This window comes from Hyphobacterium vulgare (genome assembly GCF_042643335.1).
In the GTDB taxonomy this organism is placed as follows: Bacteria; Pseudomonadota; Alphaproteobacteria; order Caulobacterales; family Maricaulaceae; genus Hyphobacterium; species Hyphobacterium vulgare.
In genome coordinates, this window is record NZ_JBHRSV010000001.1 from 465,504 (window position 1) to 491,643 (window position 26,140).

30 protein-coding genes are annotated in these 26,140 nt (G+C 63.8%); 1 reads left to right on the forward strand and 29 read right to left on the reverse strand.

Annotated features, from left to right (window positions below; all coding sequences use genetic code 11):
- Positions 1–6: 6 nt before the first annotated feature.
- The 29 genes from ACFOOR_RS02490 to ACFOOR_RS02625 form a co-directional block, all read right to left on the reverse strand.
- Complete coding sequence (locus ACFOOR_RS02490; RefSeq protein ID WP_343163850.1) at positions 7–4,683, reverse strand: hypothetical protein; 4,677 nt, start codon at positions 4,681–4,683, stop codon at positions 7–9.
- On the reverse strand, positions 4,676–5,110 hold the full coding sequence (locus ACFOOR_RS02495) for a DUF6950 family protein (protein WP_343163851.1): 435 nt from the start codon (positions 5,108–5,110) through the stop codon (positions 4,676–4,678). Before ACFOOR_RS02495 ends, ACFOOR_RS02490 begins: the two co-directional genes overlap by 8 nt.
- The gene (locus ACFOOR_RS02500; RefSeq protein ID WP_343163852.1) at positions 5,110–5,769 is read right to left on the reverse strand and encodes a hypothetical protein; all 660 of its coding nucleotides are present in this window, start codon (positions 5,767–5,769) and stop codon (positions 5,110–5,112) included. Before ACFOOR_RS02500 ends, ACFOOR_RS02495 begins: the two co-directional genes overlap by 1 nt.
- The gene (locus tag ACFOOR_RS02505) at positions 5,762–6,382 is read right to left on the reverse strand and encodes a hypothetical protein (RefSeq protein ID WP_343163853.1); all 621 of its coding nucleotides are present in this window, start codon (positions 6,380–6,382) and stop codon (positions 5,762–5,764) included. The genes ACFOOR_RS02500 and ACFOOR_RS02505 overlap by 8 nt, the downstream gene beginning before the upstream one ends.
- A 3-nt stretch (positions 6,383–6,385) precedes the next feature.
- Positions 6,386–9,790, reverse strand: a complete 3,405-nt coding sequence (locus ACFOOR_RS02510; RefSeq protein WP_343163854.1) for a phage tail tape measure protein — start codon at positions 9,788–9,790, stop codon at positions 6,386–6,388.
- A 286-nt stretch (positions 9,791–10,076) separates the two neighbouring features.
- Positions 10,077–10,556: a hypothetical protein gene (locus ACFOOR_RS02515; protein ID WP_343163855.1), complete on the reverse strand. Its 480-nt coding sequence runs from the start codon at positions 10,554–10,556 to the stop codon at positions 10,077–10,079.
- A complete protein-coding gene (locus ACFOOR_RS02520) occupies positions 10,553–11,182 on the reverse strand; it encodes a hypothetical protein (RefSeq protein ID WP_343163856.1) in 630 nt (209 codons plus the stop codon). Before ACFOOR_RS02520 ends, ACFOOR_RS02515 begins: the two co-directional genes overlap by 4 nt.
- Positions 11,182–11,520, reverse strand: a complete 339-nt coding sequence (locus ACFOOR_RS02525) for a hypothetical protein (protein ID WP_343163857.1) — start codon at positions 11,518–11,520, stop codon at positions 11,182–11,184. The genes ACFOOR_RS02520 and ACFOOR_RS02525 overlap by 1 nt, the downstream gene beginning before the upstream one ends.
- 732 nt (positions 11,521–12,252) lie before the next feature.
- On the reverse strand, positions 12,253–12,570 hold the full coding sequence (locus ACFOOR_RS02530) for a hypothetical protein (protein WP_343163858.1): 318 nt from the start codon (positions 12,568–12,570) through the stop codon (positions 12,253–12,255).
- Between the two features lie 304 nt (positions 12,571–12,874).
- Positions 12,875–13,318 (reverse strand): phage tail assembly chaperone, encoded by a 444-nt coding sequence (locus ACFOOR_RS15255; RefSeq protein WP_449272386.1) that lies wholly within the window; start codon positions 13,316–13,318, stop codon positions 12,875–12,877.
- Complete coding sequence (locus tag ACFOOR_RS02535; protein WP_343163859.1) at positions 13,225–13,644, reverse strand: hypothetical protein; 420 nt, start codon at positions 13,642–13,644, stop codon at positions 13,225–13,227. Before ACFOOR_RS02535 ends, ACFOOR_RS15255 begins: the two co-directional genes overlap by 94 nt.
- 85 nt (positions 13,645–13,729) lie before the next feature.
- Positions 13,730–14,209 (reverse strand): hypothetical protein, encoded by a 480-nt coding sequence (locus ACFOOR_RS02540; protein ID WP_343163860.1) that lies wholly within the window; start codon positions 14,207–14,209, stop codon positions 13,730–13,732.
- Positions 14,210–14,298: 89 nt separating this feature from the next.
- The gene (locus ACFOOR_RS02545) at positions 14,299–14,718 is read right to left on the reverse strand and encodes a phage tail terminator-like protein (protein WP_343163861.1); all 420 of its coding nucleotides are present in this window, start codon (positions 14,716–14,718) and stop codon (positions 14,299–14,301) included.
- Complete coding sequence (locus tag ACFOOR_RS02550) at positions 14,715–15,167, reverse strand: hypothetical protein (protein ID WP_343163862.1); 453 nt, start codon at positions 15,165–15,167, stop codon at positions 14,715–14,717. The genes ACFOOR_RS02545 and ACFOOR_RS02550 overlap by 4 nt, the downstream gene beginning before the upstream one ends.
- Positions 15,160–16,194, reverse strand: coding sequence for a phage minor head protein (locus tag ACFOOR_RS02555; protein WP_343163863.1), 1,035 nt, complete (start codon positions 16,192–16,194; stop codon positions 15,160–15,162). The genes ACFOOR_RS02550 and ACFOOR_RS02555 overlap by 8 nt, the downstream gene beginning before the upstream one ends.
- Positions 16,191–16,430, reverse strand: a complete 240-nt coding sequence (locus ACFOOR_RS02560) for a hypothetical protein (protein ID WP_343163864.1) — start codon at positions 16,428–16,430, stop codon at positions 16,191–16,193. Before ACFOOR_RS02560 ends, ACFOOR_RS02555 begins: the two co-directional genes overlap by 4 nt.
- Positions 16,431–16,441: 11 nt before the next feature.
- A complete protein-coding gene (locus tag ACFOOR_RS02565) occupies positions 16,442–16,816 on the reverse strand; it encodes a hypothetical protein (RefSeq protein ID WP_343163865.1) in 375 nt (124 codons plus the stop codon).
- A 3-nt stretch (positions 16,817–16,819) separates the two neighbouring features.
- The gene (locus ACFOOR_RS02570; RefSeq protein WP_343163866.1) at positions 16,820–17,341 is read right to left on the reverse strand and encodes a DnaT-like ssDNA-binding protein; all 522 of its coding nucleotides are present in this window, start codon (positions 17,339–17,341) and stop codon (positions 16,820–16,822) included.
- Entirely contained in the window at positions 17,341–17,751 is a 411-nt protein-coding gene (locus ACFOOR_RS02575) for a hypothetical protein (protein ID WP_343163867.1), read from the reverse strand. The genes ACFOOR_RS02570 and ACFOOR_RS02575 overlap by 1 nt, the downstream gene beginning before the upstream one ends.
- Positions 17,752–17,754: 3 nt before the next feature.
- Positions 17,755–18,348, reverse strand: coding sequence for a hypothetical protein (locus ACFOOR_RS02580; protein WP_343163868.1), 594 nt, complete (start codon positions 18,346–18,348; stop codon positions 17,755–17,757).
- A 127-nt stretch (positions 18,349–18,475) separates the two neighbouring features.
- Positions 18,476–18,892 carry a hypothetical protein gene (locus ACFOOR_RS02585; protein ID WP_343163869.1) on the reverse strand — a complete coding sequence of 139 codons (417 nt, stop codon included), beginning with the start codon at positions 18,890–18,892 and terminating at the stop codon, positions 18,476–18,478.
- A gap of 63 nt (positions 18,893–18,955) precedes the next feature.
- Positions 18,956–19,390 (reverse strand): hypothetical protein, encoded by a 435-nt coding sequence (locus tag ACFOOR_RS02590; protein ID WP_343163870.1) that lies wholly within the window; start codon positions 19,388–19,390, stop codon positions 18,956–18,958.
- Positions 19,391–19,461: 71 nt separating this feature from the next.
- Entirely contained in the window at positions 19,462–20,829 is a 1,368-nt protein-coding gene (locus tag ACFOOR_RS02595) for a phage major capsid protein (RefSeq protein ID WP_343163871.1), read from the reverse strand.
- A 32-nt stretch (positions 20,830–20,861) separates the two neighbouring features.
- On the reverse strand, positions 20,862–21,542 hold the full coding sequence (locus tag ACFOOR_RS02600; protein WP_343163872.1) for an HK97 family phage prohead protease: 681 nt from the start codon (positions 21,540–21,542) through the stop codon (positions 20,862–20,864).
- A gap of 4 nt (positions 21,543–21,546) precedes the next feature.
- Entirely contained in the window at positions 21,547–21,828 is a 282-nt protein-coding gene (locus ACFOOR_RS02605; protein ID WP_343163873.1) for a hypothetical protein, read from the reverse strand.
- Positions 21,818–23,263, reverse strand: a complete 1,446-nt coding sequence (locus ACFOOR_RS02610) for a phage portal protein (RefSeq protein WP_343163874.1) — start codon at positions 23,261–23,263, stop codon at positions 21,818–21,820. Before ACFOOR_RS02610 ends, ACFOOR_RS02605 begins: the two co-directional genes overlap by 11 nt.
- A gap of 16 nt (positions 23,264–23,279) precedes the next feature.
- Entirely contained in the window at positions 23,280–24,677 is a 1,398-nt protein-coding gene (locus ACFOOR_RS02615) for a hypothetical protein (RefSeq protein ID WP_343163875.1), read from the reverse strand.
- A 130-nt stretch (positions 24,678–24,807) separates the two neighbouring features.
- On the reverse strand, positions 24,808–25,278 hold the full coding sequence (locus ACFOOR_RS02620) for a terminase small subunit (RefSeq protein WP_343163876.1): 471 nt from the start codon (positions 25,276–25,278) through the stop codon (positions 24,808–24,810).
- 32 nt (positions 25,279–25,310) lie between these two features.
- Positions 25,311–25,937 (reverse strand): GIY-YIG nuclease family protein, encoded by a 627-nt coding sequence (locus tag ACFOOR_RS02625; RefSeq protein ID WP_343163877.1) that lies wholly within the window; start codon positions 25,935–25,937, stop codon positions 25,311–25,313.
- Here ACFOOR_RS02625 and ACFOOR_RS02630 point away from each other — a divergent pair.
- Entirely contained in the window at positions 25,936–26,136 is a 201-nt protein-coding gene (locus tag ACFOOR_RS02630; RefSeq protein ID WP_343163878.1) for a hypothetical protein, read from the forward strand. The two genes, ACFOOR_RS02625 and ACFOOR_RS02630, sit on opposite strands and share 2 nt — an antisense overlap.
- Positions 26,137–26,140 lie beyond the last annotated feature (4 nt).

Sequence of the window (26,140 nt, forward strand, 5' to 3'; positions counted from 1 at the left end):
TCCTGCTTAGATAGCGCGGATTTGCAGTTTCGTGGTTTCGAGAAAATTGACCTGAGTTCCGGCGCTCACGCGGAACTCGAGAATGTAGTCGACGGTGCCGTTGCGGAACGCGCTGTAGATCCGGCCACCTACAGTTTCCAGAGGGCCGCCGGAGTCGTAGACGATGGTGCCGAAGTCGTCGCGGAAGGTGATTTCTCCAGCAGCGATGTCGGCACCTGCCGCGCCATCCCATTCCCGGATACGCCACTCCAATTTTGTCGCGGCCGAGTTCGCGGCATCGCTGCCGACCGGCCAGAATTCCTGCGTGTTGTTCAGAATGATGATCGGGTTGGCCGGCACGTTGTTCAGCGTGACCGTCGCAATTTCGGTGAATGTCGTCGCCGTGAAATTGACGGTCGCTGGCGGAGCCGACGGCGCATTGTTGTAGGCGTCCTCGCCCGTCAATCGGTCGATCTTTGTGAGCTTGATCGCGGCCGAGGCGTCGATCTGTGCATCGGAAATGTTGTTCAGAGCCGCCAGGCTTCCGAGCCCCGACACCTGCCCCGAGCCGATGGCCAGCGCGCCCTGGTGCTGCGTCACGCTGGACTGGGCAATGCGGGCATCTGCGAACGTGCCGGATGTGACCTGAGACGCGGCGAGCGCGAGCGCCGCCTGATGCTGCGTTACCGAGGCTTGTGCGATGCGCGCGTTGGCAAAGGTGCCGGTCGTCACCTGCGATGCGGCAAGGGCCAGAGCGGCCTGATGTTGCGTGACAGACGCTTGCGCGATCCGGGCATTGGCAAAGGTGCCGGATCCGATCTTTGAGGCCGGAAGCGATGGCACAAGGCTATCGCTGGTCAGCGCGCGGATCAGGTCGCCCGAACCGTTTAGCCCGTTAGGCACCCGGTCATCCGTTACCCATGTCGGGCGCTCAAGCAGGTCGCCCCACCGCAACGCCGCGCGGATCGCGGCGCGCAGCGCGTTCCGCGTCGTCTCGACCGTATTGATCAGCGGCGTCAGGGTGGCGTTGTCGATCACCGTGTCGCCGGTCATGTCATCCCAATCGGGCTGCCCGGCGTCATAGCTGTCGAGTTCCGCGATAAAGGCGTCCATCGCGGCTTCGTATGCCGTCGAGGAAATCGACAGGAGCGCCGCCCGCGCGACCAGCGACGCCTCCTCGTCGATCAGCGATTGCCAATAAGGCACGGTCTGCACCTTCATGGCGCGCGTCAGAACGTCCGGCCTGCGCCAGTCTGCCACCGACAGGTCGCGGCCATCGAGAACAACCGTGCCGTCCTTGTCGCGCAGGTAGATGTTCGGCTGGTTCGCATAGGCCGGGTCTTCGTCAACGTATTCGAAGAAGCCGTCCTCACCGAAACCGATACTGTCGGCCTTGAGGCGAATATGGCTGACGGCGTCCCCGTTCTCATCGCGGGCGGTGATCTCCACCGTCGCCGTCGCATCGCCTGCGACCACCCGGTTGATCCATGCCGCGACCGCGCCGTTCTCGTCGATAAAGACTTCTTCCAGCGTCGAGACAAGCGCCTCGGCGGTGCCGAGCCTGGCCGACAGAATTTGCTCGCGGCGGGCCAGCGCCTCGGTGTCTGTCGCGCGCGCTTCGGTTTCGGTCGTGATGCCTGCCGCCACACCGGCGATCTGCGCGCTCAGCCGGTCCAGACGCTGCGCAATGGCGCTGCTCTGGGTCGCCCGAACGCCCTGCTCGGTCGTGATGTTCGCGGCGTTGGCGTCGATATCGCCTTCATTCGTGGTGACGCGGGCGTCGAGCGCGGTGATGGCGGACGCATTGGCGCTGTCGCCGGTGGCCCGTGCCGTCGCCTCGTTGGTGATTGCGGCGGCGTTTGCATCGACCTCGGCTTCAAGCGAGGTGATCTGCGAGGCCAGCGCGCTATCCCCATCAGCCCGTGCGGTCTGCTCGGTCGTAATGGCCGCAGCGTTCGCATCGACCTCCGCTTCAAGGGTCGTGATCTGGCTCGCAAGGGCGGAATCCCCGTCCGCGCGTGCCGTCGCTTCGGTCGTGATCGCTGCTGCATTGTCGGCGATATCGTCTTCGTTCGTGTCCACCCGTGCGGTCAAGGCGGTAATCAGCGAGGCGTTGGCGCTGTCCCCGTCCGCGCGTGCCGTTTGCTCGACGAGGATCGCGGCGGCATTCCCTGCGATCCCGGCCTCGACCGAATAGAACCGGGTCGCGAACGACTCGTCGCGCGTGGCACGGGTTTCGGTTTCCACCTGAATGGCGGCCAGAGCGCCCGCCAGGCGCGCTTCCTGCGTGTCGGCGCGCCGGGCCAGTGTCTCGTCGGCCGTCGCGCGGGCGGTGGCCTCTGCGGAAATTGCCGCAGCGTTGTCGTCAACGGTCGCGGTCAGGCTGGTGATCTGGCTGGAAAGCGCGCTGTCGCCGTCCGCACGGGCCGTCTGTTCGGTGACGATTGCAGCGGCGTTGTCGGCGATGCCATCCGCATTGGTATCGACCTCCGCCTCAAGGGCGGTGATCAGCGCAGCGAGCGCGGCATCCTCGGTTGCCCGCGCCGTGGCCTCCGTCGAAATCGCCGCGGCATTGGTGACGATATCGCCTTCTGCAGTCGTCACTCGCGCATCGAGGGAGGTGATGGCACTCGCGTTCGCGCTGATCGACGTGGACAGCGTCGTGAAGTTCGTCTGGATCTGCGCGGTGTTGCCGTCGACGTCCGTGCGCAGAGTGAAGACCTGCTGCGCGAAGGCTTCGTTCTCGGTGACGCGCAGAAGCCGCTCGGTCTCGATGCTGGCGAACGACGCGGCCTGCTGCGCCCGGATCGACTCGATCTCGCGGAATACCGTCTGTGCCGGCACGCCGCCCAGATTGACGCTGTCGTCCGAAGTGAAGAATGGCGGGGCCTGGACGTCTTCGATGACCAGCCGGCTACCAAGAATTCGGTGAGCGTTCCGGTATCGGATCGACACATCGTAGAGCGTGTCAGGCGAGAGCGGCTGCACAAGCGTCGAAAAGTCGACGGTGGAGGCGAATTCTCCGAGCCCAGTCCAGTTTGTCTCTATTGCAAGTCGGTAATCGATCACCGCGCTGATCACGTTCGGCTCGGTGAAATCTCCCACAATTCGCAGTGCTGGGTGTCCGACCAGGCTTTCGCCGCTACCGGTCGTGACGCTAATTCCTGCCGCGCTCCAGTCATCAACTGAGGGCGTTGGAACGTCTCGCGGGTCATACACAGAGCCTGTGCCCGGTGGATCGAGCGGTAGGACCGTTCCGCCCTCATACACCGACGGCCCGTCCTCCCGGAGCACGAGGTATATCGGACCCAGCGGATCGATACGAATATCGATCACGCGGAAGATTTTCTCGGTCCAGCCGCGGCGCGGAACGGTCAGCGTGACGACGCTGAACATCTGGACGTTGTTAGCCTTCCAGTTGAACGGCGCCTGATACACACCCTGCAAACGCGACCGGTTCAGCTCGAGGCGCGTCAGCTTTTGCGCCTGGTCCGGATTGGTGACGGCCTCATAGTGGAAGGCCTTGCGTCGCTTCCGGCCGTCCTCCGCTTCATAGGCCTCGTCGCGCACGACCGGATAGTCGCGGCGCTGGTAGAGCGCGTCGGGGTCAATGAAGGTCCCGTGGCCCTGGTTGAAGTGATTAACCAGCGAGACTTTCGGATGCCACTCGGCCTCACCGACGATGTCCTCAGCTTCGAAATGCTGAGCGACGCTCGCGGTGTCATCGGTCCAGATGTGAAGCGAGTAGAGGCCACCGGCGTCGCTGCTCGTGCCGGCGCAGGCCGCCTCGAGGACGGCAAGGTTCGAATTGTGGTCCGTGCCCGTCGAGAGCAGGCAATCGGAGTAATACTCCTCCTCCTCACAACGGTTCGCCGCTTCAATGAACGAGGCGAAATCGATGTCGTCGAGCGGCACACCCTCGCCCGCGCGCAGGATCAATTCTCCCGTATCGGGGTTCTGGACGCGCCAGCCGATCCGATACCAGAGGATCTGAAGCGCAGCATTGCGGCCGATCGGAACGCCGTTGCTGTCGAGCGGTGAATATTCCCACGTCGACTGATCGTCGGCGCGGTGCGAACCCGACCCGCCGCGCGTGGAATCCCGGCGCGGGTCATAGAGCTTCGCGCCCTTCCCTTTCTGCGTGATGCGCGTGGGGATGCCGCCGGGCAGTTTTTCTGGTGTGACAGTCCACGAGAGGACGAAATGCGCCAGACCCGTCATCCACGGGCCTTTGCCAAGTGCGGCCTTCCAGATTCCGCCGGCACCAGCCGTCAGATACGTCCCGGTGACGCCGACCGTGCGCGTGCGCCGGGTCAGGACACCGGCATACTTCCCGGTCGCGTCGTTGCCGCTGAATGAGACGAGATCATCTTCGATGTACAGATCGCCGAAACTCTCGATCTCGTGCACGGCGGCTGCAAGGACGTAGTCAACCTTCGTCTGGTTGCTCCACACCTCCCAATATCGCAGCTGCGTATCGACAGCAGTCTCGCCGAAGACGATGGAGCCGAACGCTTCCGGCTCCATCGAGATGTTCAGGCGCTGTTCGATCGATTGTGTCGTTGGGGGGATTTTCGGCTTGGTGGCGGAGCTCAGCAGCCCCGTGCCGAGGAGTCGCACGACAGCCGGCCAGGTCGTGCCCCCCATGAAGAAGCTGCCGACCACCAGCACGGCGCCAACGATGATCTTGACGACCTTAGACATGCCAGCAGGCCTTCAGCTGATTGCGAGGGATGGTGATGAAGCCGGCGGAGACGAGTGCGCCATCCGAGGACTGCTCCTCTCCGGCGAACCACCCCTCACCTGCGTAGAAGACGCCAAGCGCACCTTGGGCGTCGCAGACGATGTCGCCGGCGCGCGCGAAGGCAGGCGGTTTGGACCGCCCGAGCCGTTTCGACGCGAGACCGCGCGGAGTGGCGACGCCGTCGATCTCGCGGAGGAGCGCGTAGCCTTCCTTGATCGTCGTGTAACGGCCGCGATAGGCCGCGCCGAAATCTTCGCCCCGAACGGCCATGAGCGCGCCGTTGGCCACGCCGAGCGCGCAATCCCACACGCCCGGCTCGTGCGGGGTATTGCGGTTTTCAGTGATGAATTCGGTGAGGCGTCGCCGCCAGTCCGGAAGCCGCTGCATCAGAGCCGGTCGACGATACCGCCGTTGCCGCCCGGACCGCTTCCGCCGCCGCCGCGCCCGCCCGGTGTCGTGGTCGTTCCGCCGACCGTGATTTTCTTGTTCGCGAGGTCATGAACCCAGCTCTGCGAGATGTCGGTCGGATCGACTTCCGGCTGCTCGGCGTACCGGCTCTCGAGCGGGACGCTCGCGTGAGCGGCGTGGGATTCGATGTCGACGGTGATGACCGCGTCTTCTTCGCCGTCGAGCGCCTTAAGATTGTCCATGCGGCCGGACCGCCGGCGCTTCGGCGCATAAAGCAGCTGACCGGTCTCTCCGTTGACGTACGAGTGCCAGATGACACCGCGACGCCATTGCCAATTGCGCGCCTCGGCGACGATCTCGTTGAACGCAGTCTCTGCAGGGTCCACGGCCGGAAGGGTCAGGGTTACCGGACCGCCGCCGCTCAGCCCGTCAGCAATCTCGCCAACCTGGCCGATCGCTCCGACGCCAAGGAATGTGAACCCGTCGAGAAGCGGGTCGCCGGTCTCGTCGGCGGCGAACGTCTTGTCCCAAGGGGCGGTCCATGCGCGAACCGGATCGCCCTCGATGTCGAGATAGACGAACCAGACGGGCGGGTTCGGATTCACCTTCTCGTTTTCGGTCTCGTAGGTGTCAGCCATTGAGCGACTCCCGTCCTCGCAGCATGTACCGGCCCTGCTGTGACGGCTTCACGCTCCACGGCTCCGCCGGGCTGATCTGGGCCATCAGCGCGTAGGGTTCCGAGATGACGAAAGGTGCGTTGTCAGCCGGCGCACGGCGAAGCGGCGGCTCGAATGTGATCTCTGCCTCACCCGAGCCATTCGAGGACACGTCAGCTGCGCAGACTTTCAGCTCGTCATTGACGGTGAACCAGTCGCCCTCTTTGAGCAGGAGTTCGCTCGGGTCCCAGCCATCACTCTCAAGTGAGGTGCCGAGCTGATCGGCGCCTTTCACGAGACCCGCCGTTCCGGCATAGCCCGACAGAAGGCCATTCCAGCCCGGCACCGGGAACCGAAACGTGTTCACCCGGCCCCGGAGCTTCATCAGGAACGCCCGCAGCTCCGCCCCCTCCGCGTCGGTGACGGAAACGAACGGACACTCCATGACCCATTCGAAGCCGCCGGGCAGGCTGGCGACCTGGCGGGCCGTTGGCTGGTAGAGTCCGCGATGCTCCAGATCCATGAAGCCCGGTGTGATCTTCGCATCTTCGACGAACCGGGCCTTGATGAGCGCGGGAACCGTAACGAGAGCCATCGCTTAGCCGTTCATCTTCGGGCGCTGCGTTCCGGCCGCAAGACTGCCGACCATCCCCGCCGCGTTTTCAGTGGCCTTTTTGACCGCCTGCCTCGAGCCCTCGCGTACCATTTCCTTCGCTTCCTCTTTCGACAGGCCGCCCGCATTGATCTGACCGATGTTGACCGTCAGTCCGCCGCTGGAATCGCGCCCCTGAGACAGCGGTGTGATCCGTGCGCCGCCACCGGGACGCGCATCGATCCGCTCCGGACCGCGCTCGCCGACGATGCCCCATTGCCCCGCTGCCAGGTCGCCGCCATCCGCGAAGAACCCGCCAAAGCCGATGAAGGACAGAACACCTTGGCCGAGCGTCGTCAGACCTCCCGGACCGCCGAGGCTGCTCAGAGCCATCGCACTGGCTATCTGAGCCGCGACGAGACCGCCTGCAGTCGTCATCGCGCCAGCGATCTGGAGCGCGGAGGCTTGGGCAGCACCGACCATCGCGGTGCCGATTGCTAACCCTGAGGCCGCGCCGTGGGCTTGGCCCTTCGCGGCCTCAACGCCCATATCTGCCGCCTCCCCGGCCAGGTCCGGGGCAAAGCGACGAAACAGAGCGTCGAGAGAGCTTTCGGCTGCTCGGTCGAGCATGGAATTCAGCGCGTTGGCGAACGCGTCCAGCAATGAAGTTCCATTGCGAATGTCGCGTAGAAAGCCCGACGCCGTACTGCGGAGCGTGCTCAGTCGCTCGTCGGCCTTCACGAAGGCGTCCTGCGCCCGCTCGACCGCTCGGGCATAAACCTCGTGATCCAAGCCCGAATTCAGCGCCTCGTTGAGCGTGCGGATCTCGACCTGGTAGCGCTGCAAGGCCGTCATGTTCTGGTCGGTGAGCCGGCTGACGGTCTCGGCGGCGGCTGCCATGATGTCCTGCTGTTTTTCCCACTCCTCGGTCGTCCGGAGAATCGCATCGGCCATCAGGAGCTGTTGCGGCGTCGCGCCCTCAAGGGCCATCCGATAGAGCTCGACTTCGCGGCTCGTCATGCTGATCGTGGCCGCCTCCTCGCGAAGATCGGCGATGCGCTCGTCCATCTGAAGCTGCCGGTAGGTTCCGACCAGCTCGCGAATTCTGTCGGCCTGTTCCCCTGTGGCGTCAGCGGCCAGCCCAGCTGCGATGAACTGTTCCGCAACAGCGCGTTCCTCCCCGCGCGCTATGCGAAGAAGGGCGATTGAACGCGTCAGTGACTCGATGACGTTCTCATAGTCTTCGGATGCCTGCGTCGCAGCTCGCCGTCCTCGAGACTGGAGCGCGGAGTCGATCGCCCCCATAACCTCTTCGACGCGGGATAGTTCGATCTCCAATCCCTCAAGGATCGCGTCCTGAAACAGCGCGCCGGCAATATCCGTTCGCAGCTGAGATTCTCGTTCCATCAAGATTGCGCGGCGCTGCCGAAGCTCCTGGTCGGTAAGGTTCACAATGTCGGTTTGCAGCGAACGCAGGTGCTCAAGATTCTGCCCGATATTGCTCAGGACTTCGCCCCGCGCATTATCAATCGTCGTCAGCGAGGAACGTGCTCGTTCGACAGCTTCTGTCGCGAGCCGGACATCTTCGAGAGCCGCGTCGATGCCGGTGACGAAGAATGCGATTGCTCGCTGCGGTCCGGGCGCTCCCCCGCCAAGATTCTGATACAGCGCCCGCTTCTGCTCCAGAATGGCTGAGGCGTTGGCGAGACGCGCTTCTGCATTGGCGAGGAGCGCTCGATTGCTCTGTTCCAGCGAGGTCCGTTCGCTTTCCGTCGCATCAAACCAGCGCTGCAGCGTCACCTCGGCGCGATCGATCGAAGCGTTCAATTCGACATAGCTTTCGCGAACAGTGCGAAGCCGCTCATCATGCAGGAGCCAAGCGCCGGAGATCAGCCCGATCGCGGTGATCATCAAACCGACGGGCCCGAGCGCGAACCGAATTGCGGCCCCCAATGCAGTCGTGGCGACGGTCGCTGTTGCTGAAACGGGGCCGACCAGTGAAACCGACAGAGCGTAGGCCTGGAACGCGGCGGAGCCGGTGATCGCGGTGACGGTTGTTGTGGCGATGCTCACCGTCATCATTGCGAGAGACCTGACCATCAGCACGCCGACGGTAACGGCGAGCACCTTGAATACGGCCTCAAGAGTTTCGCTCGCCCCCTCGGCGCCAGTCATCGTGGCAATGACCGTTTCCGCCGCGGGGACGAACAGGTGAAGCATAGCGTTACCGACCTCCTCCTGCTTCTGCCCGACGAAGGCGAGGACGCGCCCATATCCCTCACTGATCCGATTGGACATTTGGTCCATAGCCTGTTGAGTGGCGCCGGCTCGGTCGGCCATTTCCGCCATGATCTGCGCAAAGCGGGTGCCACCTTCTCCGGCGAGCGACAGGACTGCGGTTCCGGCTTCGATCGATCCGAACAGCGTAGTCAGGGCCTGCTGATCCCCGCCTGTGCGCTCAGCGACCATCTGCATGAAGTTCAGGAACCCCATCGACTGGACCGTGGCGGAGTTGAAAGAAATGCCGAGTTGTTCGGCCAGCTCTGCCGCCTGTTGGGATGGCTGCAGGGTCGCATTCAGGGCGGCACGGAGGCCGGTGACGGCCAGGTTCGTGTTCTGCCCCTGGGTCGTCAGCGCTGCGACACCGCCAACCAGCTCGTCAAAACCAATGCCCAGCGACGACGCGATTGGAATGGCGCGGCCCAGGCCTGCCGCGAGCTCGTCGATCGTCGTGACGCCCGTCCTGACGCCCGTGAACAGCACGTCCGAGGCGTCAGCCGCTGTGAGTCCCGAGGCTGCGTAGGCGTTGACCGAGGCATTCAGAATTGAGACCGCACCCTCAAGGTTGGCGGCGCCACCGATCGCCAGCCGGTTCGCAGCCTCGACACGCGCCGTCGCTTCCGCCGCATTCGTCGCGCCAGCCGAGACCGCCGCGTAGTAGGCCTCGATCTGCGCCTGCGTACCCGTCCCGAACTGGACGCCCATCCGTCGTCCAGCCTCGGTCATTTCATCGACTTGGTCCGCAGCACCCGGCAAGAGCGTAGAAAGCTCGCCAATGCGGGAGTCGAGCTGCACCGCCGCATCGACGCCGCTGCCCAGATGCCGAGCGGCCAGAGACAACGATCCGAACAAGACCAGAGCACCCGCCGCAGCGACACCGACCTGTCCGATCAGGGTTCCGAGACTGCGAAAGCGCGAAGCGACCCCACCGAGCGGCCCGTCCAGAAACGCGACGGCCGAGCCCATGTTTCGGAGCTTACGGCCTGTTTCGTCCGCCTCCTTGCCGAGTCGTTCAGCAGAGCGCTCAGTGCGTTCAGACTGGCGCTCAACTCCTTGGAGATCGCGGGTCGCGCGGGGCGCATCCGAGCTATCAAAGCGGAATGCAAGCTCAGCGACATCAGTGCCCGACATTGACGCCCTCCATTTCCGTCCATCGATCCATAGGAAAGGGCCGCCCCCTTTCGGAGACGGCCCCAATCAGCCTTGCGTTGCCGCGACTAGACATGCCTCGCCTGACCTCGCCAGGACCCGCCTTGCCTGCCGTGCCATGCCTGGCCAGACCTCGACTTGCCGTGCCTTGCCAGCCCTGCCATGCCAAGCCCCGCCTAAACCTGCCTGGACTCGCCATACCTTGCCTGCCAGTAAACCCGTTCGGGTCGCGGGGTTGAGTGGTGAACTCCCGCCGTAACACCCGCAGCTATGCTGCGTTTTCGTCCTTGAGCTCTTCGATCACTCCGAAGAGTCGGGCGAACTCCACGAGGTCGGAATACTTGCGCTTCCATGCCTCGATTTCTTTCCATGCCTGGCTCAGAACCTGCGCTCTGAGCGCCTCGTCACTGAGGGCATGGGCAACAGAAGTATAGGATCGGTCCTCGTCGACTGTCACGTTTACGAAGGCCCGCACGGGCTTCTCCGGCTGTCCGGGTCTCGAATCCGCGACCAGCGTGATCGACCGGATCAGGTGCGCCGCCTGCGTCACCCGGTATTGGTGAGCGGCCCTGTCATTGTCCCACTCGAACGCCGGATGAAGCGGGCTCGCCTCGTCCTTGGCCTCTTCGACGACTGCCTCACTGGTGAGCCGTCCATTTCGGGCAACCCGAATGCGCTCGATTTCCTCACCAGCCGCCTGTGCATCAAGCGTGATCCGGCTTTCGGGCTTCCATGCATACCGGGTCATGACTTCACCTCGGTAGCGACGTGGAAGCGCCCGTAGACGCCATCACGCTCCGGACGCCAATCTCCGACCCCAACCGCGAACCCAGCCGTTTGGCAGAGGTTCACGACCTGCGCTGCGGACATGACGTTCGCATTGAACTTCACGGTCAGAACCGCCGACCACGGATCGAACTCGCCGCGATACCTGAGGTCTGCCGTACCCATGCCGACGCGAGCGACATCCTCGCGCATGGCCGGAGCCGGGCCGGTCAGCTCGACATACTCGCCCTCGACATGGAACGCCTGCCGGGCCGCGACCTTCGTGATGCCGCCGATAGAAGTGCAAGCGGTCACCATCGCCGATTTGAACGCCACAGACGGAAATCCGAAGCGGCCCTTTTCGACATCGGCCTCGGTCGGTTCGTCAGGCATCCCGTCGAGCCAGTAGAGGCTCTCGCAAAAGTCCATCCACGGGTTCTTCGCTGCCCGGCCTGCCGACGCTTTCTTCGTCTGCTTGGCCAGCATCGCTTCCCGCGCTTTCTTCGAGAAGGCGTGGACGATCAGGGGGCTATCACCCTCAATCGGTATTTCGATCGTCTCGATTGCCAGACGCGGCAGTTCGATCGCGACACTCTTCGAGCCGGCCATCAGTGCAGCCCTCCCGAATAGACATCCCTCACGACCGCAACGATGCGACCGACAACGGCTTCCTCGAAATCGTTCCAGTGCATCTGTGTGACCGGAGCGCCTTCGTGGTCGCGCGACACCAACATGACGCCGCCTGCCTGTCGGACGACACGTCGGATGGTGAGCTGGCCATCGAGACGCAGGGCGTACAATCCGCGCCCCTCATATCCATCGACTGCTTTGGCCCGAGCCTGGTCACCAATGGCCATCTGCGTAGAAAGTTCATTCGACGCAACGGCCATAAAAAATGGTGCCTCTGTCGGCACATTACGCTGTGTGTTAATCTGGCTCTCAGCCATGGCTCGATCTCCTTGGGATCAGCTATCGGTTAGAGCCGGTCGGGTGTTGGTAGCGCCCGGCCGGTTCGTTTTTGTATTTACCTATTTTGTTGCATCCGGTCAATACATAAATTATAGGACCGGCATGACTAATGTCGGACGGCCACCCGGAAGAAAGTACGATCACCCCTTCCAGATGCGGGTGGACGCCGCTTTTCTTGACGCTATCGACCGATGGCGTCTTCGCCAGCCCGACACGCCCTCGCGGGCTGAGGCGATCCGGCGATTGGTCGAACTTGCTCTCTCAAAACCCAGTGACTAGCTTTCTCCCTCACAACCTGTGGGGGATGAAATGCGATTTGTGGCTTTACTGGTTTTTGTCGCCGCATTGTCTGGGTGTGGCGACTCTGGCCGTTCGGCGGCTTCAGAAGATCCCCAATTTCGTTGCCTCAGCGCTTGGGACGGTTCCCATAGGGAATTCAAGCGCCAGGTTCGCGATCGAATGCGGAATCCTTCGAGTTTTGAACATATTGAGACGAGAGTATCCGTCCCCTCTGGGGGCCAGCAGTCAATCCTAATGACGTTCCGCGCCGAGAACGGATTCGGCGGAATGTCACAAGGCGTCGCCACGGGGACGCTTCACAACCGGACGTGTGTGGTTTCGAACGTTCAAGTCACAGGCTGACCCAATCACTGTTTCAATGACTTCGCAGCCTCCCATGCCTCGTTCGCGGTCTGCATCACACCGGCGCATTATTCCGCGAACCGCTGCCGCTCAGCGTTGAGATCATCCAACGCATCGCTGAGTAGTTGGGTGGCTACGCGTTCTTCTCTTAACGCTGACAGCTTGACGATTGCTCGATCATAGGCCGCGAGAACGCCTTTTGAGCTCTTAGCGCTTGCGGCCTGCTCTCGAACCTTCGCGACCGTCTCCGACACATGATCGGCAACAGCTCTCTCGGCCGCTTCCCGAAGCCGAAGGATTTCACCATCGATCGTGGCATCGCCCTTGGCTATTCCCCACGAAACATAGGGCTGAAGGCGCTCGGCATTTGCGATCGCGACACGCATACGGCTCAGTCTCGTCGCAATGTTCTTGGTTTGATTGGCGATCTGAATTGACTCGTTCGCCACCTGAACCAGCCTTTGCGCCTCCGCGACTTTGTGAGGAATGCACACTCCGCAAAGGCGACCACCATACTGGCGTCCGGTGTGGGCGATTCCGCAGGACTCGCAACGTTGCTTTTCTGGCGGCGCCGGTTGACGGCTCGGCGTCGGTCGCCGCCCAAATATCGCGCTCCAAAACCCCATATTCGGCACTCCATCCGGTGTAGAGCTCGCTGCAACCGGTTAGAGCTTAGTCTACGCGCCCTCCCTATTCACTCGATTTCGTTCGCCTCTCAGCCATCCCTCTGTAGATGCCGTCGAGATATTCTGAATCCATTGCAAAGATTGTGCTGATATCGGTCGTAGAGAGCGTCCTGCCGGTCAGTCTTAGCCAGGCTTCAACCTCGGACGGCTGCAAGGGCTGCGGCCCACCCTCTCCGATCTTCCGGAACTGGCCGAACTGCCAGAACGCCCCATAGACCTCAAACGCGTCATGCGGAATTTCCGGAGCGTCCGGAATTTTATCCTCTTGGCCGAACCGCTCGAAGTAATCCGCCTTTGTCTCAAAGGTACCGTCGCCCTCAAAGTCGAGGGCGACTTCCCATTCCGCGTGGTACGCTACGGCTTTGCAGAGCGCTTCGAGCCGCCCGGCGCTTTCTGGAAAAAATCGGATTCGTCCCCGTACTTTTCGAGGATCTGCTTCACGAGCCAGTAGCGGCGAGGATCGGCGAAGTCCTCAGCCAGTTCCGCGCGATCTACCGCCGATTTCTGTTCGCCTTTCCACGTCGTCTTGCCCTCGAACGACATGGACTCCACGGCTGCAGCGGCCATGTGCCGCTCCATCGTCATTGCAGCGTCTACGTCCCGGTCTCCGTTCCGTTTCTGCACTCGCTTGCCGTGAACTTTCTCGGCAGCGGTAATCCTCGGGTGGCGAGGATAGACCAGGTGCAGGGTCAGCCCGATCTTCTCACCGGTTTCGGGGTTCACCACATCGAGAGCGGCGGTGTCGTTCGCCTTGATTTCAAACACGTCGGTCATGCGTGATCAGCGCGGAGGCCGCGCCCTTTCTGTTCAGTTGGAAGGAAGTCCGCCCGGCGCGGTTCCATGCGCCGGGCGGGATGGCTCAGATCGAGATCGTCGCCGGCAGGACGCGCAGGTGCTGATTGTTGCCGAACGAATAGGCTTCGCGTTCGAAGTCGCTCGTACCGCCCGACGGGCTTCGCGGACCGCTCAGGACGCCGCGCAGGTAGTCCATCGTCGCGGTCTTGTCGCCGTTGGCCGTCCCGGTGGCGTCGGCGTGCTCGATCTTGAAGCACACGTTCCGGCGCTGTGCGCCGTGTGAGCGCATCTGGACCTGTCCGGCATCGGTCGGGTCGTAGGCCATGATGAAATCGCCGTCGCCCGCGTTGTTCGACCCCTTGCCCTTCACGATTCCGCTGAAGGCGTCATACGTCGCCGTCGCTTCGTTCCGGCCGTATTCGGGGAAGGTTCCGACATCCTTGACCAGCACCCAGGTCAGAGCTTCGAACCCCGCCTGGTTGAGGTCGGTATCGTCTTGCAGTTCTTCGGCGACATAGAGTTTGGCGCCAGCTTTGGTACCCATCGTCAGGGCTCCTTCTGTCATGAAAAAAGCCCCGTGAGCCGGGGCGGGTTGCGGTCAGTCGGGACCGCGCCGTCACGCCTTCGCGGCGATCAGATGATGGCTTCGTACCGGATCGGAACCGGCAGCATGAGAATGCCGTCGTCCTCGACGACGGTGAGAGGAGCCGGTTTGGCGATTACGCGCACGGTCACGCCCGAATCCGTCATCCTCTGCCCTTCCGGGAAGTGCGTCGCGACCGCATCGGCAAGCGTGTCGATCGCCTTCGTTCCGAGGCCGCGCCGCGTGCAGACGGTCGCCTGCATGTAGCCGGCGTATCGACGGGTCGCACCGTCGGCGAAGAACTCCCGGCGAGGCTCGGACGGGAAGTGCGCAACTTCAATCCACAGACCGTCCTTGGGCCGCGTGAAGTCCTTCCAGCCCTGATATGAGATCCGGTCCTGAGCCAGTGTTCCTGCCGGGAAGGCTTCCATGCGCGCGTTCAACGCCGCTCGGATCGCTGCATTGCTCATCCGCCAATCCTCGCCCGTGCTTCGGCTACGACGTCATTCACGATGCCCTGCCACTCCATCGCAGCGCCCTTCATGAACGCGTACTTCAATTCCATTTTTCTCGCGTAGACAGCGGACCACCCGACGTAGATGACATCTCCGGGCTTCATCTGGTCGATCACGAGCGAGACACCCCTGCTCCACTCGTCATCGTCGAAGACCTTCTTTTCAGCGTTTTGCTTTGGACCGACCGGCAATGAGCCGATTTCGGCGCGCATGGTGTTCTTCAAAAACCCGGTCACGCGCGGCATGCGTCCGCCTTTGCCGGCGCTGGCCCCCCGCCCGACGCTCGGGCCATCGAGGTTCGCTCGCTCGGCCAGGCGCTGTACGGACGTTTTGACGACAACGTCCGCTATTGCCTCGGACTTCCGCACCCAATCAGACACCGCCGCGCTGAACTTTTTACCCATCGGCGAGCTGCCCGATCCAGTCGACGCGGTGGATCTCATGGCAGCGGCAACGGGCGATCTCTTTGACCGGAGCCCCGAGGCTCGAGTCGCCGGGATAGCGCATCTGGAACCCGCCGACGATGAACGGCGCGTCTCCCGTCACCTTCTGACCGTCCGCGGCCTTGTGCGTCTCACGGGTTGCGGAATCGCGTGAGGCGTCCCACTCGCGTTCGATATGCCGGGCATCGACCCCAGCCGTCTCCGCACCTTGTACGAACGCCTCGTGCTTTCCGGCGCGAAGCGCGTTCAGGGTCTCGGTGCGTGAGACGGTTTCGCCTCGATGCCGAAGCATCCGGTTCGAGTACCGATCGAGCGCCGTCTCCCTCAGTTCACCTGCAATCGGTCGCCCGCTCGAAAAGGCCGCACGCACGTCGTCGTCAAGACGTTGGTCGCGCAGCTCCAACCCGAAATACCGGTTGTCGCCGCTCTCGAGATAGCGCCTGGCGTTATCAAGGTAGCGCGTCTGAGGGCCGGAGAGACCGATGATCCCGCCACTGCGGCGACCGGTCTGAGGGTCAATCCTGCCGACCAGGCGGGTTGCCGAGGTGCGCGGGCTAACACCTCGAGCAAGATTCTCCTCGAGCACGCTGCGGATCGCCGCCGCTTGGTCGTCGGCAATGCGGGTAACGCGGCCTGCGGCTTCGTGCCGGATCCACGCCTCAGCGCCCGCATGGCGCATATCGAAGCGGAATTGGACCCGAATACCGCGCGGGTCACGGAGCCGCTTCGGGAACATCGCCGTGAAGGCGCGGCCCGCCCCTTCGAACGCCCGGCTCACCTCGGTCTCGAAATCGCGGAAGACCGCGGTTCCTACTCCGATCGCCGCAAGAACGCCGGCGGTGTCGCGCGCGGCGATCAGGCGAGCGAGTTCAGCGACGCTGGCATTGCCTCGCAGCTCCCGGATGGCTTTCTCGAACGCCTTGCGGACCGCGCGCCCGTGCTGGCGTTCGAGGCGGTCGAGCAGGCGGGCTTGCGCCCTCGGGCTCATTTTTCGGCCTTACCGGCCTTCTTCGCGGGGTCGGAGGCGGGGGCGGCGGTGTCGGTCGGTTCGGCAGTGCTGGCGGTCACGAATTCGTAGCCGATCGACTCGAGTTCCTTGCGGGTGGGTGCCGTGAGCGACAGCCCGTCGACCTCACGGCTTTCACCCGGCTCGGGGATAACCATGCCCTTGGCGGTCTTGAAGGCCCGGCGCTCGTTCGAGCCGTTCTTGATCAGCGTTTTCATGTGTTTCTCCTTCAGGTTCTCACCCGGCACTCAAACAGGACAGCCACACTGCCCGGCCCGGCCGGCTGGATGGGACGCACTTCCATGATCTGGTAGTCGACATTCTCCGGCGTCTTGAAACGCAGGAGGGTTGAGAGGTCTGGGATCGCTGCTCCAACCGGTGCGCTGACATAGGCCCGCCGGTCACCGATCTCGATCGACGTTCCTTCCCGCTCGCGCGCGCTGTAGTCGACAATGACAGCGCTTACGCCAGTCTCGGCTTCGGACGGCGCTCCGGGATTGGAGGCTGTGCCGGCCTGCGTCGTCGTGACGAGGAACGCGCTCCCGCCGAACTTCTTGATCAGCCGTGCAGCGGTCGCAGCCAGCGGAGAATAATCCCGCGTCATCGATCAGCCCCAGTTCCACTGGGCGCGGGGTGCGCCGGTCTGGGTTCCGTCGAGGACCGGAGCGAGCATCTTCGCCACGAAGCCGTACCGAGTGTCAGCGCTCGCCCCCTCGGCGAACTCCTGCTCGATCGGCCCGATCTTCTCGCGCTTGATCATCCCGCCGCGCTCGAGGTCGGGCGCAAGCCGCGCGGAAAGTGCACGAGCGGCCAGCTCAGCGACCGCCCGCTTCAGTTCCTCGGGGATGGCGGGCAGGTCATAGCCCGCGTCGTCCTTGGCCCCTGAGCGAGGCCAGAGAAGGCCCTGCACATATCCCTTCCGGTCGCCCCGGTAGTGCGCGCCGAACTCGGCATCGAGATAGGCGCTGGCTTCGCGCGCCGCGCCGTCCAGGTCGTCCACGTCAGCGGCGGCGACAGTCGCGGCCAGCGCGTCGTGCGGGCGTGCGGTCCAGTACGCGAGGATGAAGGCCCGCGTCGCATAACTGTCGGCGCCGTAGACGCCGGCGCCGGTTTCCGGATTGAGAGCCATTATTCGGTCACCTCCCGGTTGACGATCACGCGGCCAGCAAACGCGCGCACCACGGCGCCCGACGCGCTCACGAGCTCGAGGTCGTAGAAGAAGGTCACTTCGGCCGGCTGCTTCTCTATCGGCGCGACGAGAACCGAGAAGCTGGCCAGGTTGCTGGCGAGACGTCGGCTCTGTTCGGCGCTCATGTCGAGCGTGACGGTGCCTTCCCCGCCGCCGAGCGTGATGCTCCCGCCGCTCTGCTCGCCTGCCTCGGTCGACAGATAGGCTTCAAGAGTCCCGCCGACACGGTCGCGCACGGCCATGCGCGCGCTGAAGCCGGTCAGGTCAACAGCTGCGCCCGCCGGATCCCGGTGGGTGAAGACGTGTTGCCACGTCTCACCCTGATTGATGTGGAGATCCTGGCGGACCATGACCTACTTCGCCTCGGCGATCTTCTGGCGAAGCGTCGCGGCGTCCCAACCGTTGTAGGGCTTCGTGCCGAACTTTTCCGTGTATTCCGCACGGAGCGCGGCCCGGTCTTCTTCCTGAGCCGGCTCAGCGGCGCTCTCAGCGTCCCCTTCGTCGGGAACGCCGACAGTCTCGCCATCGTCCGAGCTGGCATCTTCCTCGCCGGGTTCGTCGGTGGCGTCGTCTTCGGAGTCGTCAGCATCCTCGGCCGCATCGTCCTCGGTGGACCCATCCACAGGATCGCCGCCCGGCTCTGCGCCGGTGGTAGAGGTATCTTCCGCGCTCGAGTCCTCGCCGGACTCATTATCGGCAGCGTCCTCGGCGACAACTTCGGTGTCGTCGTCCTTGTTCTCCGGCGCATTACCGAGCGCCTTGTTCTCAGGAGCAGCGGGCTGGGATTTCAATTCATCGCCCTGCTCGCCGACCGGCTTCACGTAGCGGTCGCGTTGCAGGCCGGGCACCAGCGCGTCAGGGATGTCGACCTGTTCGCCCGCCTTGGCCATGTGGCTGTCGACGCCATCGCGGCTGAACGGGAAGGTCTTCAGGATGTCGCACAGCATGGTGTGCCTCCTCTCGGGTGAAATGGCGATCGCGTCGCCGGACTCGTTGAGATGAAAAGCGGGGCCGCGACCGGGATTTGACCGGCGGCGACCCCGCATTCGTCATTGGTCTTGTGCAGTTGATACGTTACGCGAGCGCCACGGCCGGCGGCGCAGCAACACCCGCCGTACCGAGAATGATCCAGCCGACCGTGTCGTCGATGTACTCGAGCGTGGCGTTGTCACCGGCATCGGCGAAGGCGATGGACACGAACCCGGTCGCGGTAGCCGGTGTGAGCGTGCCGGTACCGCCGCCATCGGCATCCAGCGAGATCGTGATGACCTGGCCTGGCGTTCCGTCAGCCAGGGTCAGTGCCTCTGCGTCAGCACCGGTCGTCTTGGACACGTAACGGGCTGTCAGCGGGATAACCAGTTCGTCCGCCGCGACTGCGACGGAACCGAGAAAACGCTCGTCGGTGAGGGTTGCTCCCGCCTCGAGGACGAGCGAGCCGCCGACCCTCCAGACAGCCCCACCCTGCTCCATGTAGTTCTGGGTGTTGGACATGACGTCCTCCTTGTTCGGGAAGTGCCGAAAGGCGGGGCCGAAGCCCCGCCTCTCAGTTCACGACTATTGCGGCGGGTTCGCCGTCGGCGCCTCGCGAGGGTGACCGAGGAGGGCCACACCGGCGATGAAGATGTTTCCGGCATCGTTGCCGGCCGGCGTGACGGTCAAGCGGACGTACCGCTTGTTGCCGCGATAGCCGATCTTCCGGCATTCGACATCGTCGGCGAAGCCGAAGCCCGCCTCCGCTTCGGTACCGAGGAGTTGAGCGTCGGCGACGGCCGCGTTGTCGGCGAGCGCGGCGTCATCGCCGTCCTCGACGAGCACCGCGAAGGTCGCGTTGGCGTCGGTGTTCGCCCCCGTGATCAGGACGAGTTCACAGGACTCGAAGTCCCGCGTGTCGATGATTGCCGAGACGATCGGCGTGTTGTCCGTGCGCGCCGCCGCCGGAGCGATCAGCGGCACGGGATGGATGTTGTTATGAAGGTCGCGGGAAGCCATCGGGCTCTCCTTTTCGCTTGCGAGTTGAAGAAGCGGGCCGCCGAAGCGGCCCGCCATTCCGATGAGAGCGCCTAGGCCGCGATCTTCATCTTGCGGATGGCCTCGGCCAGAACGACCTGGCCGCCGAAACGCCGGCGGAACAGGAAGCGGACGTTGCCGGAGGTGGCCTGGGTGTACGGATCACGCAGGAGCGTCATCTGCACCCGATCGGCCATCGTGTAGGCCTTGCGGAAGTCGCCGTAGGCCACGGGGAAGGCACCGGCCTGCACGTTCGGCATGTCCGGGCACTCGACGTACGGGTCGCCGTCAATCGTGTTCGGGCGGCCCATCGCGATGCCGGGCATCCAGAGGTACTGACCGTTGCCGTCTTTCAGCCGGCGAACCGCGCCCATCGTGCTGCGATTGAGCGCGAAGGAAGCGTTGCGGGCGTAAGCGGTCTTGATGCCGTATTTCAGGCTGAGCAGGCCGTCCGCCGTGATGTCTGCGGCGGCACCGGAGTTGGTCTCCGCCACATCATCGTGGATCAGGATGCCCTGAGCCTCGCCGACGCCCGAGCCCGAGACGAATTCCGCGCCTTCGAGGACGGCGAACTGTTCGCTCGCCTCTTCGCGCAGCTCGGCTTCGAGGTCCCAGAACGAGTCCTCGAGGTTCTGCTCTGAGATGTCGATCAGCGCGTAGGCTTCCGGCGCCGGGATCTCGACATTGCCCCAGCGCAGGCCGTCGGTTTCCGAACGCGGTCCCTGCTCGGCCACGCGGACCGCGGAGAACTGGCCGGTACGCTTCGGCTGCGAGATCGACTTCATGCCGGTCGGGCGGACACGAGCCAGCGAACGCGCCGGGCTCATTTCCGTGACCGACTTGATGATCTCGCGGACGTAATCGACGGGGGCGAGATAGCCGCCGGTCGTGTCCTGGCCGACCGAGAGCGCCTTGTACTCGTCGCGCACGTCCTGAAGGGCCTTGCGCTGGTCCTCGGTGAGGTTGGCTTCACCCTTGGCATAGGCGTCAACGACGCCACGGCCCCAGTCATTCACCCGCTGCTTCAGCTCGGCGGCCTTCGCCTCCGGAGTGTCAGCGGTGGAACGGCGCGCGAGCGCGGTTTCCATCTCGTCGAACTGCTCCTGCAGATCGTCGAGCGCCTTCTTCACGCCTTCAGCGGTCGCGACGCGCTTGTTGAGATCCTCGAATTTGTCGAGGTGCTTGTTGATCTTGTCGAGCTTGTCGACAGAGATCGGGTCGGCCGCGCCCTTGGCCTCCAGCTCCTTGAGGCGGGCATCGTTCGCGGTTTTGAACTCCTCGAACGCGGTCATCACTTCGGTGATGGCCTTCTTGGTTTCGGACGGCGTTTCGGCCTTGTTGCCTTCGCCATCCTTTTTCGTCTCGATCGCCATCCCGATAGAAGCCGGGACGCGCGAACGGGTCGCCATGTGGGTGTTCATGGACGGTCTCCTGTTTTCGTTTTCGATGAAGATCAGCTGCGGAACAGTTCCGCGAGCCGTTTGAGGCCCTCGGCCTCGTCTCCATCCGTTCCGGCGTCACGCTCGTCATGGATGGCGGAGTAGCCAGACGCGAGAAGCGCCTTGGCCTGAGAAGCGGATAGCCCAGCGTCACGCTTGAGCACCCGTTCCAAAGTGCGGATATCAGGCACCTCACCCTTCACCCCGGCAATGCGCGCTTCGGGGTTCATGGGGAAGGTGACGGCCGAGACCTCCATGAGCTCGGCCTTTTCGATGATGCGAACACCGTTCTCGCGGTCGATCCGGTATTCGCGGGTTCGGTAGCCGATCGAAAGGCTATCGATCGCGCCGGCCTTCATGAACTCGTGGGCTTCCTTGCCGCCGACCGTGGTCAGCAGAAGCTTGCCCCGGCAGAACAGACCCTTCGAGTCCGAAACGAACTCGCGCCAGACACCGATCGGTTTCCGCGTGTCGTGCTGCCAGAGCATCTTCACGCGCCCGGCGGGCCGCTCGCGCAGGCTTTCGTCAAAGGCACCGGCCTGAACGATGTCGTCGCCCAGGTCGCGGTTGCCGTAGATGGCTGCATATCCCTCGAACTCGCCCTCCTCGGTCACGGCCTTGCTGTCGAGTTCGAGCGGGATGGCCGCTCCGAGATCGCCCCGGAACTGCCCGTCTTTCAATTCAAGCATTCTCATCCGGCTAACCCTCCTCAGCCGCAGGGGTGGTGCGCCGCTCCCGGCCTGGGACCGGGCCGACGCTGAGGGCGACGGGCGGATGCCCTTCGCCGTAGACGTGGAGATGAATGGGAGCGCCGGCGAAGATCGCGGCGACTTCGTCGGGTGTTGGCTTCCACTGGCTCACGAAGCGCTGGCCGTCGTAGATCGCCGGGAGGACGTGGCACTCGACACCGTCGACGCGCGGGTCCCAGCCTTCAGGCGCGCCGAGCATGACCGTCGCGCCGGGAATGGTGTCAATCTGCATCGGCTTCGTCCTCTTCGTCAGGATCCGTGCTCTCGTCGGTCGTTTCGCCCGCTTCATCGGGGTTAGCCCCGGTCAGGCGCGCCGTTTCTGCCTCAGCGAACGCGATCAGCTGCTCGTCGGTCATGGACGCGTCGTACAGGCCCACGCTGCGCAAATAGCGCACGAGCGGCAGGGTGCCGGCGTCCGCAACGGCGTTCACGAGCGCGTTCAGGACCGCCGCGTCGACCTTTTCGACAGCATTGGCGGGCCGCTTGCCGAACTGCAGGCTCTCGCGCGCCTCGTCGGCGTCGATAATCCCCGCTTCGACGAGTTCCAGTGTCGACTTGCGCTTGCTCTCACGGCGCGGCTCGAGCGCGCTGATTCCGTCGAGATCAGGGCTGAGCACCAGATCGTCGCCGAACTGCGGAACGAGCCAGGAATTCAGGCCAGCGCAGAGGTGAGCGATCAGCGGAAGGTTGGTCTCCTCCCACAGCTCGAGCTTGGCTTCCTTGACGTTGTTATAGGTCGCCTGCCCCTTGACCATCAGGACAGGCGGAAAGCCGAGCGCGACGCAGATATCCCAGGCCGCGTCGTCCTTGCCCGCCGCGAAGTCCATATCCTTCGGGCTGAGGCCCATTTCCTCCCACGCGACATCGCCGCCGAGGACCATCGGCCGACCCGCGTTCGAGCTGCCGCCATGCGTCTCGTCGAGGCGCTTCTTGGCCTTTTCGATCACCTCCTCCGGTGCCGACTGGTAGGAGCCGTCCGGATTCTTGATCGGCTTGAAGACGAGCGCGCCGGAGGGCCGGCACTGGTTGTCGAGGAGCGCCTTGTTATGGGCGCCAGCGGCATTGTGGCGATCGACACCGTATGCGGCCGCTTCGATGCGGCTCATGCCGTACCAGTCATCGAGCGGATTGAAGTCCCGCAGGTGAAGAATGGGCCCGGTGCCTTTGAGCGGGTCCATCTCCCAGCGGGTCTTCAACCCACCAACCTCGTACTCGAACGCCTTTGGCAGCGAAGCCGGGCCAGGAACGACCTTCATCCGGTCGGGTCGCAGCGGCCAAAGTTCGCGCGGCGGGGCGCTTGCCCGCTTCGGGCCGACGGCTTCGATGTAGGTGTTTCCCGCGAGAAGCAGGTACGCATACACCGCCTCGAGGAATTGCCGCCCGCCGACGCACGGGGACGGGTTTTCGAGGAGGTCGAGCAGAGGGTGCTGTTCTACTTCCTCTCCGCCACGGCGATGAAGAAGCCACCGAACGGACGCACAGCCGGAAGCGATCCGCTTGACGCATGCGAACGCGATGGCGTTCCGCTTGTAGGATTCCTCCGCGATCTTGTCGAAGCGCCGCGGCGTCCAAACCGGCTGGCCGAGCGAGCGCGCCGCGATCATGCCGGAGGCGGCGCTCGCCTTCGTTCCCGGGATCAAGCGCGACAGATGCCTCAGGACGTTCATGCCTCGCCCTCGCCGATCATGCCACGTGCCAGCGGAATGGTTCTGGCTCCGCTGGCGGATCAACAAAGGTGAGCATCAGCGAGTCCGCGTAGTCCGGACTGGCAATCCCGCGCCGTTCGAGCGAGGACTTCTTCTCAATCATGATCTTGCCTCGCTCATTGCGTTCCCATTTCACCAGCGAGAGCTGAAGGCAGAGCTCGTCGCTCTCCCTGTCTCCAGACGGCAGGGCGAGGAGGTCCGAAAGCGGATGCTTCCGGCCGGTCTCCTTCCCCTCGAGGAACTGGACGTGTTCGTGTGTTCGTTGCAGCGCGGTCCGGCAGAGCCACCAGATCTCGGCCTTCAGATTGCCGAACGTCTCCTCGGAGGTCCGGCCATCGGGCCATTTGCGATCGCTCGGCGGTACACCGGTATTAACCGGTACGACCGTGAGGCCGTCCGCGGGATTCTTGGTCAGCGTGGACGACACGCCCGCTCCGACGCCTGGCGCATCGAAACTGAGTTGCCCTGCGTTCAATTCCTTGGCGATCTCGAGCGCCCAATGAGCGGTCTCTGTCGTGTCCGGGTCTCGACGTGAGCGAGGAACATTCACGACCGGACCGCTTCTCGGAATCGCGACCGATTTCGCCTTCCCTGCGCCCACGTCGAGACCGAGGACGGTTTTGGCCGAGGCCTTCAGCCCGGGTTCGAGCACGGCTAGGCGCTTGGCGCTCTCTACCCATGCCGCCGGAATACAGATTCCCTCGACCGACGCCGAATAATCGATGTCGTACTCGCTGGCCCAGGTCGTGGGGTCGGAGAAGCTCGCCTCCTTTGCCCGGGCCCACTCCTCGGTCTTCCGCGGGTCGTCGCGCCAGTGCAGGCGGAAGACCTGCCGGCTGGCGAGGATCCTGTGCCGCTTCCGCGCGAAGAGGTTCCCCATGCCGTTGACCGAGGACACCCAGAGGACGCAATCGGTATTGCCCGACAGCGCCTTCTCGACCGTCTCGGCGTTCGGCACGAAAGCCGCCTCGTCCATCACGTAGAGCGAGGATCGGCCGCCCCGGCCCATGTCCTCGCCGCCCTCGCCGGAAATCACCGTCTCCGTTTCCGGGTTCACGAGGCGCATGTAGTTGTCGTGCTGCGCCGGGTTGAAGCCCTTCGGGAGCAGCTCGGGCGGCTGGCGCCGGAGCATGATCCGCAGCTTTGCGAAGATGCTGTCCGGGTTGTCCTTCTTGTCCACGTAATCGACCTTGCGCGAGCCGAACGTTGTCTTGAATCCCGGATGAAACATCCAGCGGTGGAGTGCGAACAGGGCGCACAGATAGGTCGCGCCTACGTCCCGGCTCTTCTCGAGCAGGCCTTCCTCATTCGCCTCGACGCGCTGCTCGAGCCAGCGCAGGAACTCTTTCTGCTTCGGCCAGAGTTTGAAGGGCACGAAGGCCCCGCCTGGCTTCCCGACGAGGCGCGGGTCGTAGGTCCAGACCCACTTTTCCGTCCAGTAGATGATGTCCGCTGCGCAGCGCGCGCGTTCCTTCTCCCAGCCCCCTGCCTGCGCAGCGGTCTCCCTACGCGCCCTCTCCGCTCTGATTGCCCCCAACAAGCCCGAGCTTTTCGAGAACGGGGTAGGCTCGTTCAAGGCTGGCAAGCTCATCTTCGGTCAACCCTTCCAGATCCTTGGGCGTGACCGTCACGAGGCCGATTGTTCCGCTGACCCGGCGGTGCTCAACGCCGATCCCGAAGAGCTTCGCCTTCCCCATCGTGGCGGACACCGCTGCCGATACCTGCTTTTCCGCAAGGGCGATCGAGCGAGCCTCTTCGAGTTCGGCACTGAGCGATTCAGCGGTCACAGCGGCGCGTTCGGCCCCCTTGTTCTGGAGTTCCGTGAGTCTCGCCGAGACTTTGACAGTCTTTGACAACCGGGTGGCGGCCGCGGGGCTGGATCGATAGCCCGCTGCGACATACGCCTCGGTGACGCCCATTCCTTTTGCGAGCGCCCGAGCGAACGCTTCGTGGCGCGCATTCTTGAGAGCGGCCATTGCGCCTCTCCGATTGGTGATGTTTTCGCCCGCTACGCCTCGAGGACGGCGAGCATCTTCGGACCGGCGATCTCACACCAGCGATCGAAGCGCAGGCGAAACCCGATCGGCAGGTCCATGAGGACGCGCAGTTCAAACGCGCACCGCTCCTTCACGCTCATCCGGGACATGGCCTCGCGTATTGCTGGCTTCATGTGCTCTGGCGTGCGCTGGAGGGCGAACGCGCTCGGGCAGAGGATTCCCGTTCCTGCAGCCCACGGCACGTCGCTATTGGTCGACCAAGACCAATGATCCGCACCGACAAGGTTCACGAGCTGATCGCCATACCGCGCGATGTGCCGGCGCTCAGCGGCGTTCAGGTCGGTCGGGTTCCGTTGAAGGATGACCACCCGGACCTTTCCGCGCAGTGCGTCGAGGCGTTCACGTAGTGCAGCGTTCTTCGTTCTGACGTTCCGGTGGCTCGCCATACGGGAACGGGCGCTTCGAGTCTGCCCGACGTAGAAGACCGCACCGTCGGGTCCACACAGTCCGTAGATGATGGAATCGGTGATCCGCGACGCGGCTTTCAACGAGAGAGTTGGGGAAATGTTCTCGCGAGCGATTGCGCTCGGGCCAGAGACAGGTTTCGGTTCAGGGACTGACTCGTTGGAGATCGACATGCTTCCCGTCTGCCCTTACTGCGAATCCGAGATCGACCAGCTGTCGATCACCACCCTGCCAGCGAACTATTCCGGGACCAAGCGAACCGTGAAGCTGAACACCGTGACGTGTCCGAACGAAGGATGCCGCGCGGTGCTCGGTGTGATGGACAACCGCCGTCGTCTCGCGAGTGTCGTGGCGCATTCGGTCAAAAGCTGAACTC

Coding starts and splice junctions, on each gene's coding strand:
- ACFOOR_RS02490 (WP_343163850.1), bottom strand. CDS start 4,683: ATGTCTAAGGTCGTCAAGATCATCGTTGGCGCCGTGCTGGTGGTCGGC.
- ACFOOR_RS02495 (WP_343163851.1), bottom strand. CDS start 5,110: ATGCAGCGGCTTCCGGACTGGCGGCGACGCCTCACCGAATTCATCACT.
- ACFOOR_RS02500 (WP_343163852.1), bottom strand. CDS start 5,769: ATGGCTGACACCTACGAGACCGAAAACGAGAAGGTGAATCCGAACCCG.
- ACFOOR_RS02505 (WP_343163853.1), bottom strand. CDS start 6,382: ATGGCTCTCGTTACGGTTCCCGCGCTCATCAAGGCCCGGTTCGTCGAA.
- ACFOOR_RS02510 (WP_343163854.1), bottom strand. CDS start 9,790: ATGTCGGGCACTGATGTCGCTGAGCTTGCATTCCGCTTTGATAGCTCG.
- ACFOOR_RS02515 (WP_343163855.1), bottom strand. CDS start 10,556: ATGACCCGGTATGCATGGAAGCCCGAAAGCCGGATCACGCTTGATGCA.
- ACFOOR_RS02520 (WP_343163856.1), bottom strand. CDS start 11,182: ATGGCCGGCTCGAAGAGTGTCGCGATCGAACTGCCGCGTCTGGCAATC.
- ACFOOR_RS02525 (WP_343163857.1), bottom strand. CDS start 11,520: ATGGCTGAGAGCCAGATTAACACACAGCGTAATGTGCCGACAGAGGCA.
- ACFOOR_RS02530 (WP_343163858.1), bottom strand. CDS start 12,570: ATGCGTGTCGCGATCGCAAATGCCGAGCGCCTTCAGCCCTATGTTTCG.
- ACFOOR_RS02535 (WP_343163859.1), bottom strand. CDS start 13,644: ATGACCGACGTGTTTGAAATCAAGGCGAACGACACCGCCGCTCTCGAT.
- ACFOOR_RS02540 (WP_343163860.1), bottom strand. CDS start 14,209: ATGGGTACCAAAGCTGGCGCCAAACTCTATGTCGCCGAAGAACTGCAA.
- ACFOOR_RS02545 (WP_343163861.1), bottom strand. CDS start 14,718: ATGAGCAATGCAGCGATCCGAGCGGCGTTGAACGCGCGCATGGAAGCC.
- ACFOOR_RS02550 (WP_343163862.1), bottom strand. CDS start 15,167: ATGGGTAAAAAGTTCAGCGCGGCGGTGTCTGATTGGGTGCGGAAGTCC.
- ACFOOR_RS02555 (WP_343163863.1), bottom strand. CDS start 16,194: ATGAGCCCGAGGGCGCAAGCCCGCCTGCTCGACCGCCTCGAACGCCAG.
- ACFOOR_RS02560 (WP_343163864.1), bottom strand. CDS start 16,430: ATGAAAACGCTGATCAAGAACGGCTCGAACGAGCGCCGGGCCTTCAAG.
- ACFOOR_RS02565 (WP_343163865.1), bottom strand. CDS start 16,816: ATGACGCGGGATTATTCTCCGCTGGCTGCGACCGCTGCACGGCTGATC.
- ACFOOR_RS02570 (WP_343163866.1), bottom strand. CDS start 17,341: ATGGCTCTCAATCCGGAAACCGGCGCCGGCGTCTACGGCGCCGACAGT.
- ACFOOR_RS02575 (WP_343163867.1), bottom strand. CDS start 17,751: ATGGTCCGCCAGGATCTCCACATCAATCAGGGTGAGACGTGGCAACAC.
- ACFOOR_RS02580 (WP_343163868.1), bottom strand. CDS start 18,348: ATGCTGTGCGACATCCTGAAGACCTTCCCGTTCAGCCGCGATGGCGTC.
- ACFOOR_RS02585 (WP_343163869.1), bottom strand. CDS start 18,892: ATGTCCAACACCCAGAACTACATGGAGCAGGGTGGGGCTGTCTGGAGG.
- ACFOOR_RS02590 (WP_343163870.1), bottom strand. CDS start 19,390: ATGGCTTCCCGCGACCTTCATAACAACATCCATCCCGTGCCGCTGATC.
- ACFOOR_RS02595 (WP_343163871.1), bottom strand. CDS start 20,829: ATGAACACCCACATGGCGACCCGTTCGCGCGTCCCGGCTTCTATCGGG.
- ACFOOR_RS02600 (WP_343163872.1), bottom strand. CDS start 21,542: ATGAGAATGCTTGAATTGAAAGACGGGCAGTTCCGGGGCGATCTCGGA.
- ACFOOR_RS02605 (WP_343163873.1), bottom strand. CDS start 21,828: ATGCAGATTGACACCATTCCCGGCGCGACGGTCATGCTCGGCGCGCCT.
- ACFOOR_RS02610 (WP_343163874.1), bottom strand. CDS start 23,263: ATGAACGTCCTGAGGCATCTGTCGCGCTTGATCCCGGGAACGAAGGCG.
- ACFOOR_RS02620 (WP_343163876.1), bottom strand. CDS start 25,278: ATGGCCGCTCTCAAGAATGCGCGCCACGAAGCGTTCGCTCGGGCGCTC.
- ACFOOR_RS02630 (WP_343163878.1), top strand. CDS start 25,936: ATGCTTCCCGTCTGCCCTTACTGCGAATCCGAGATCGACCAGCTGTCG.
- ACFOOR_RS02625 (WP_343163877.1), bottom strand. CDS start 25,937: ATGTCGATCTCCAACGAGTCAGTCCCTGAACCGAAACCTGTCTCTGGC.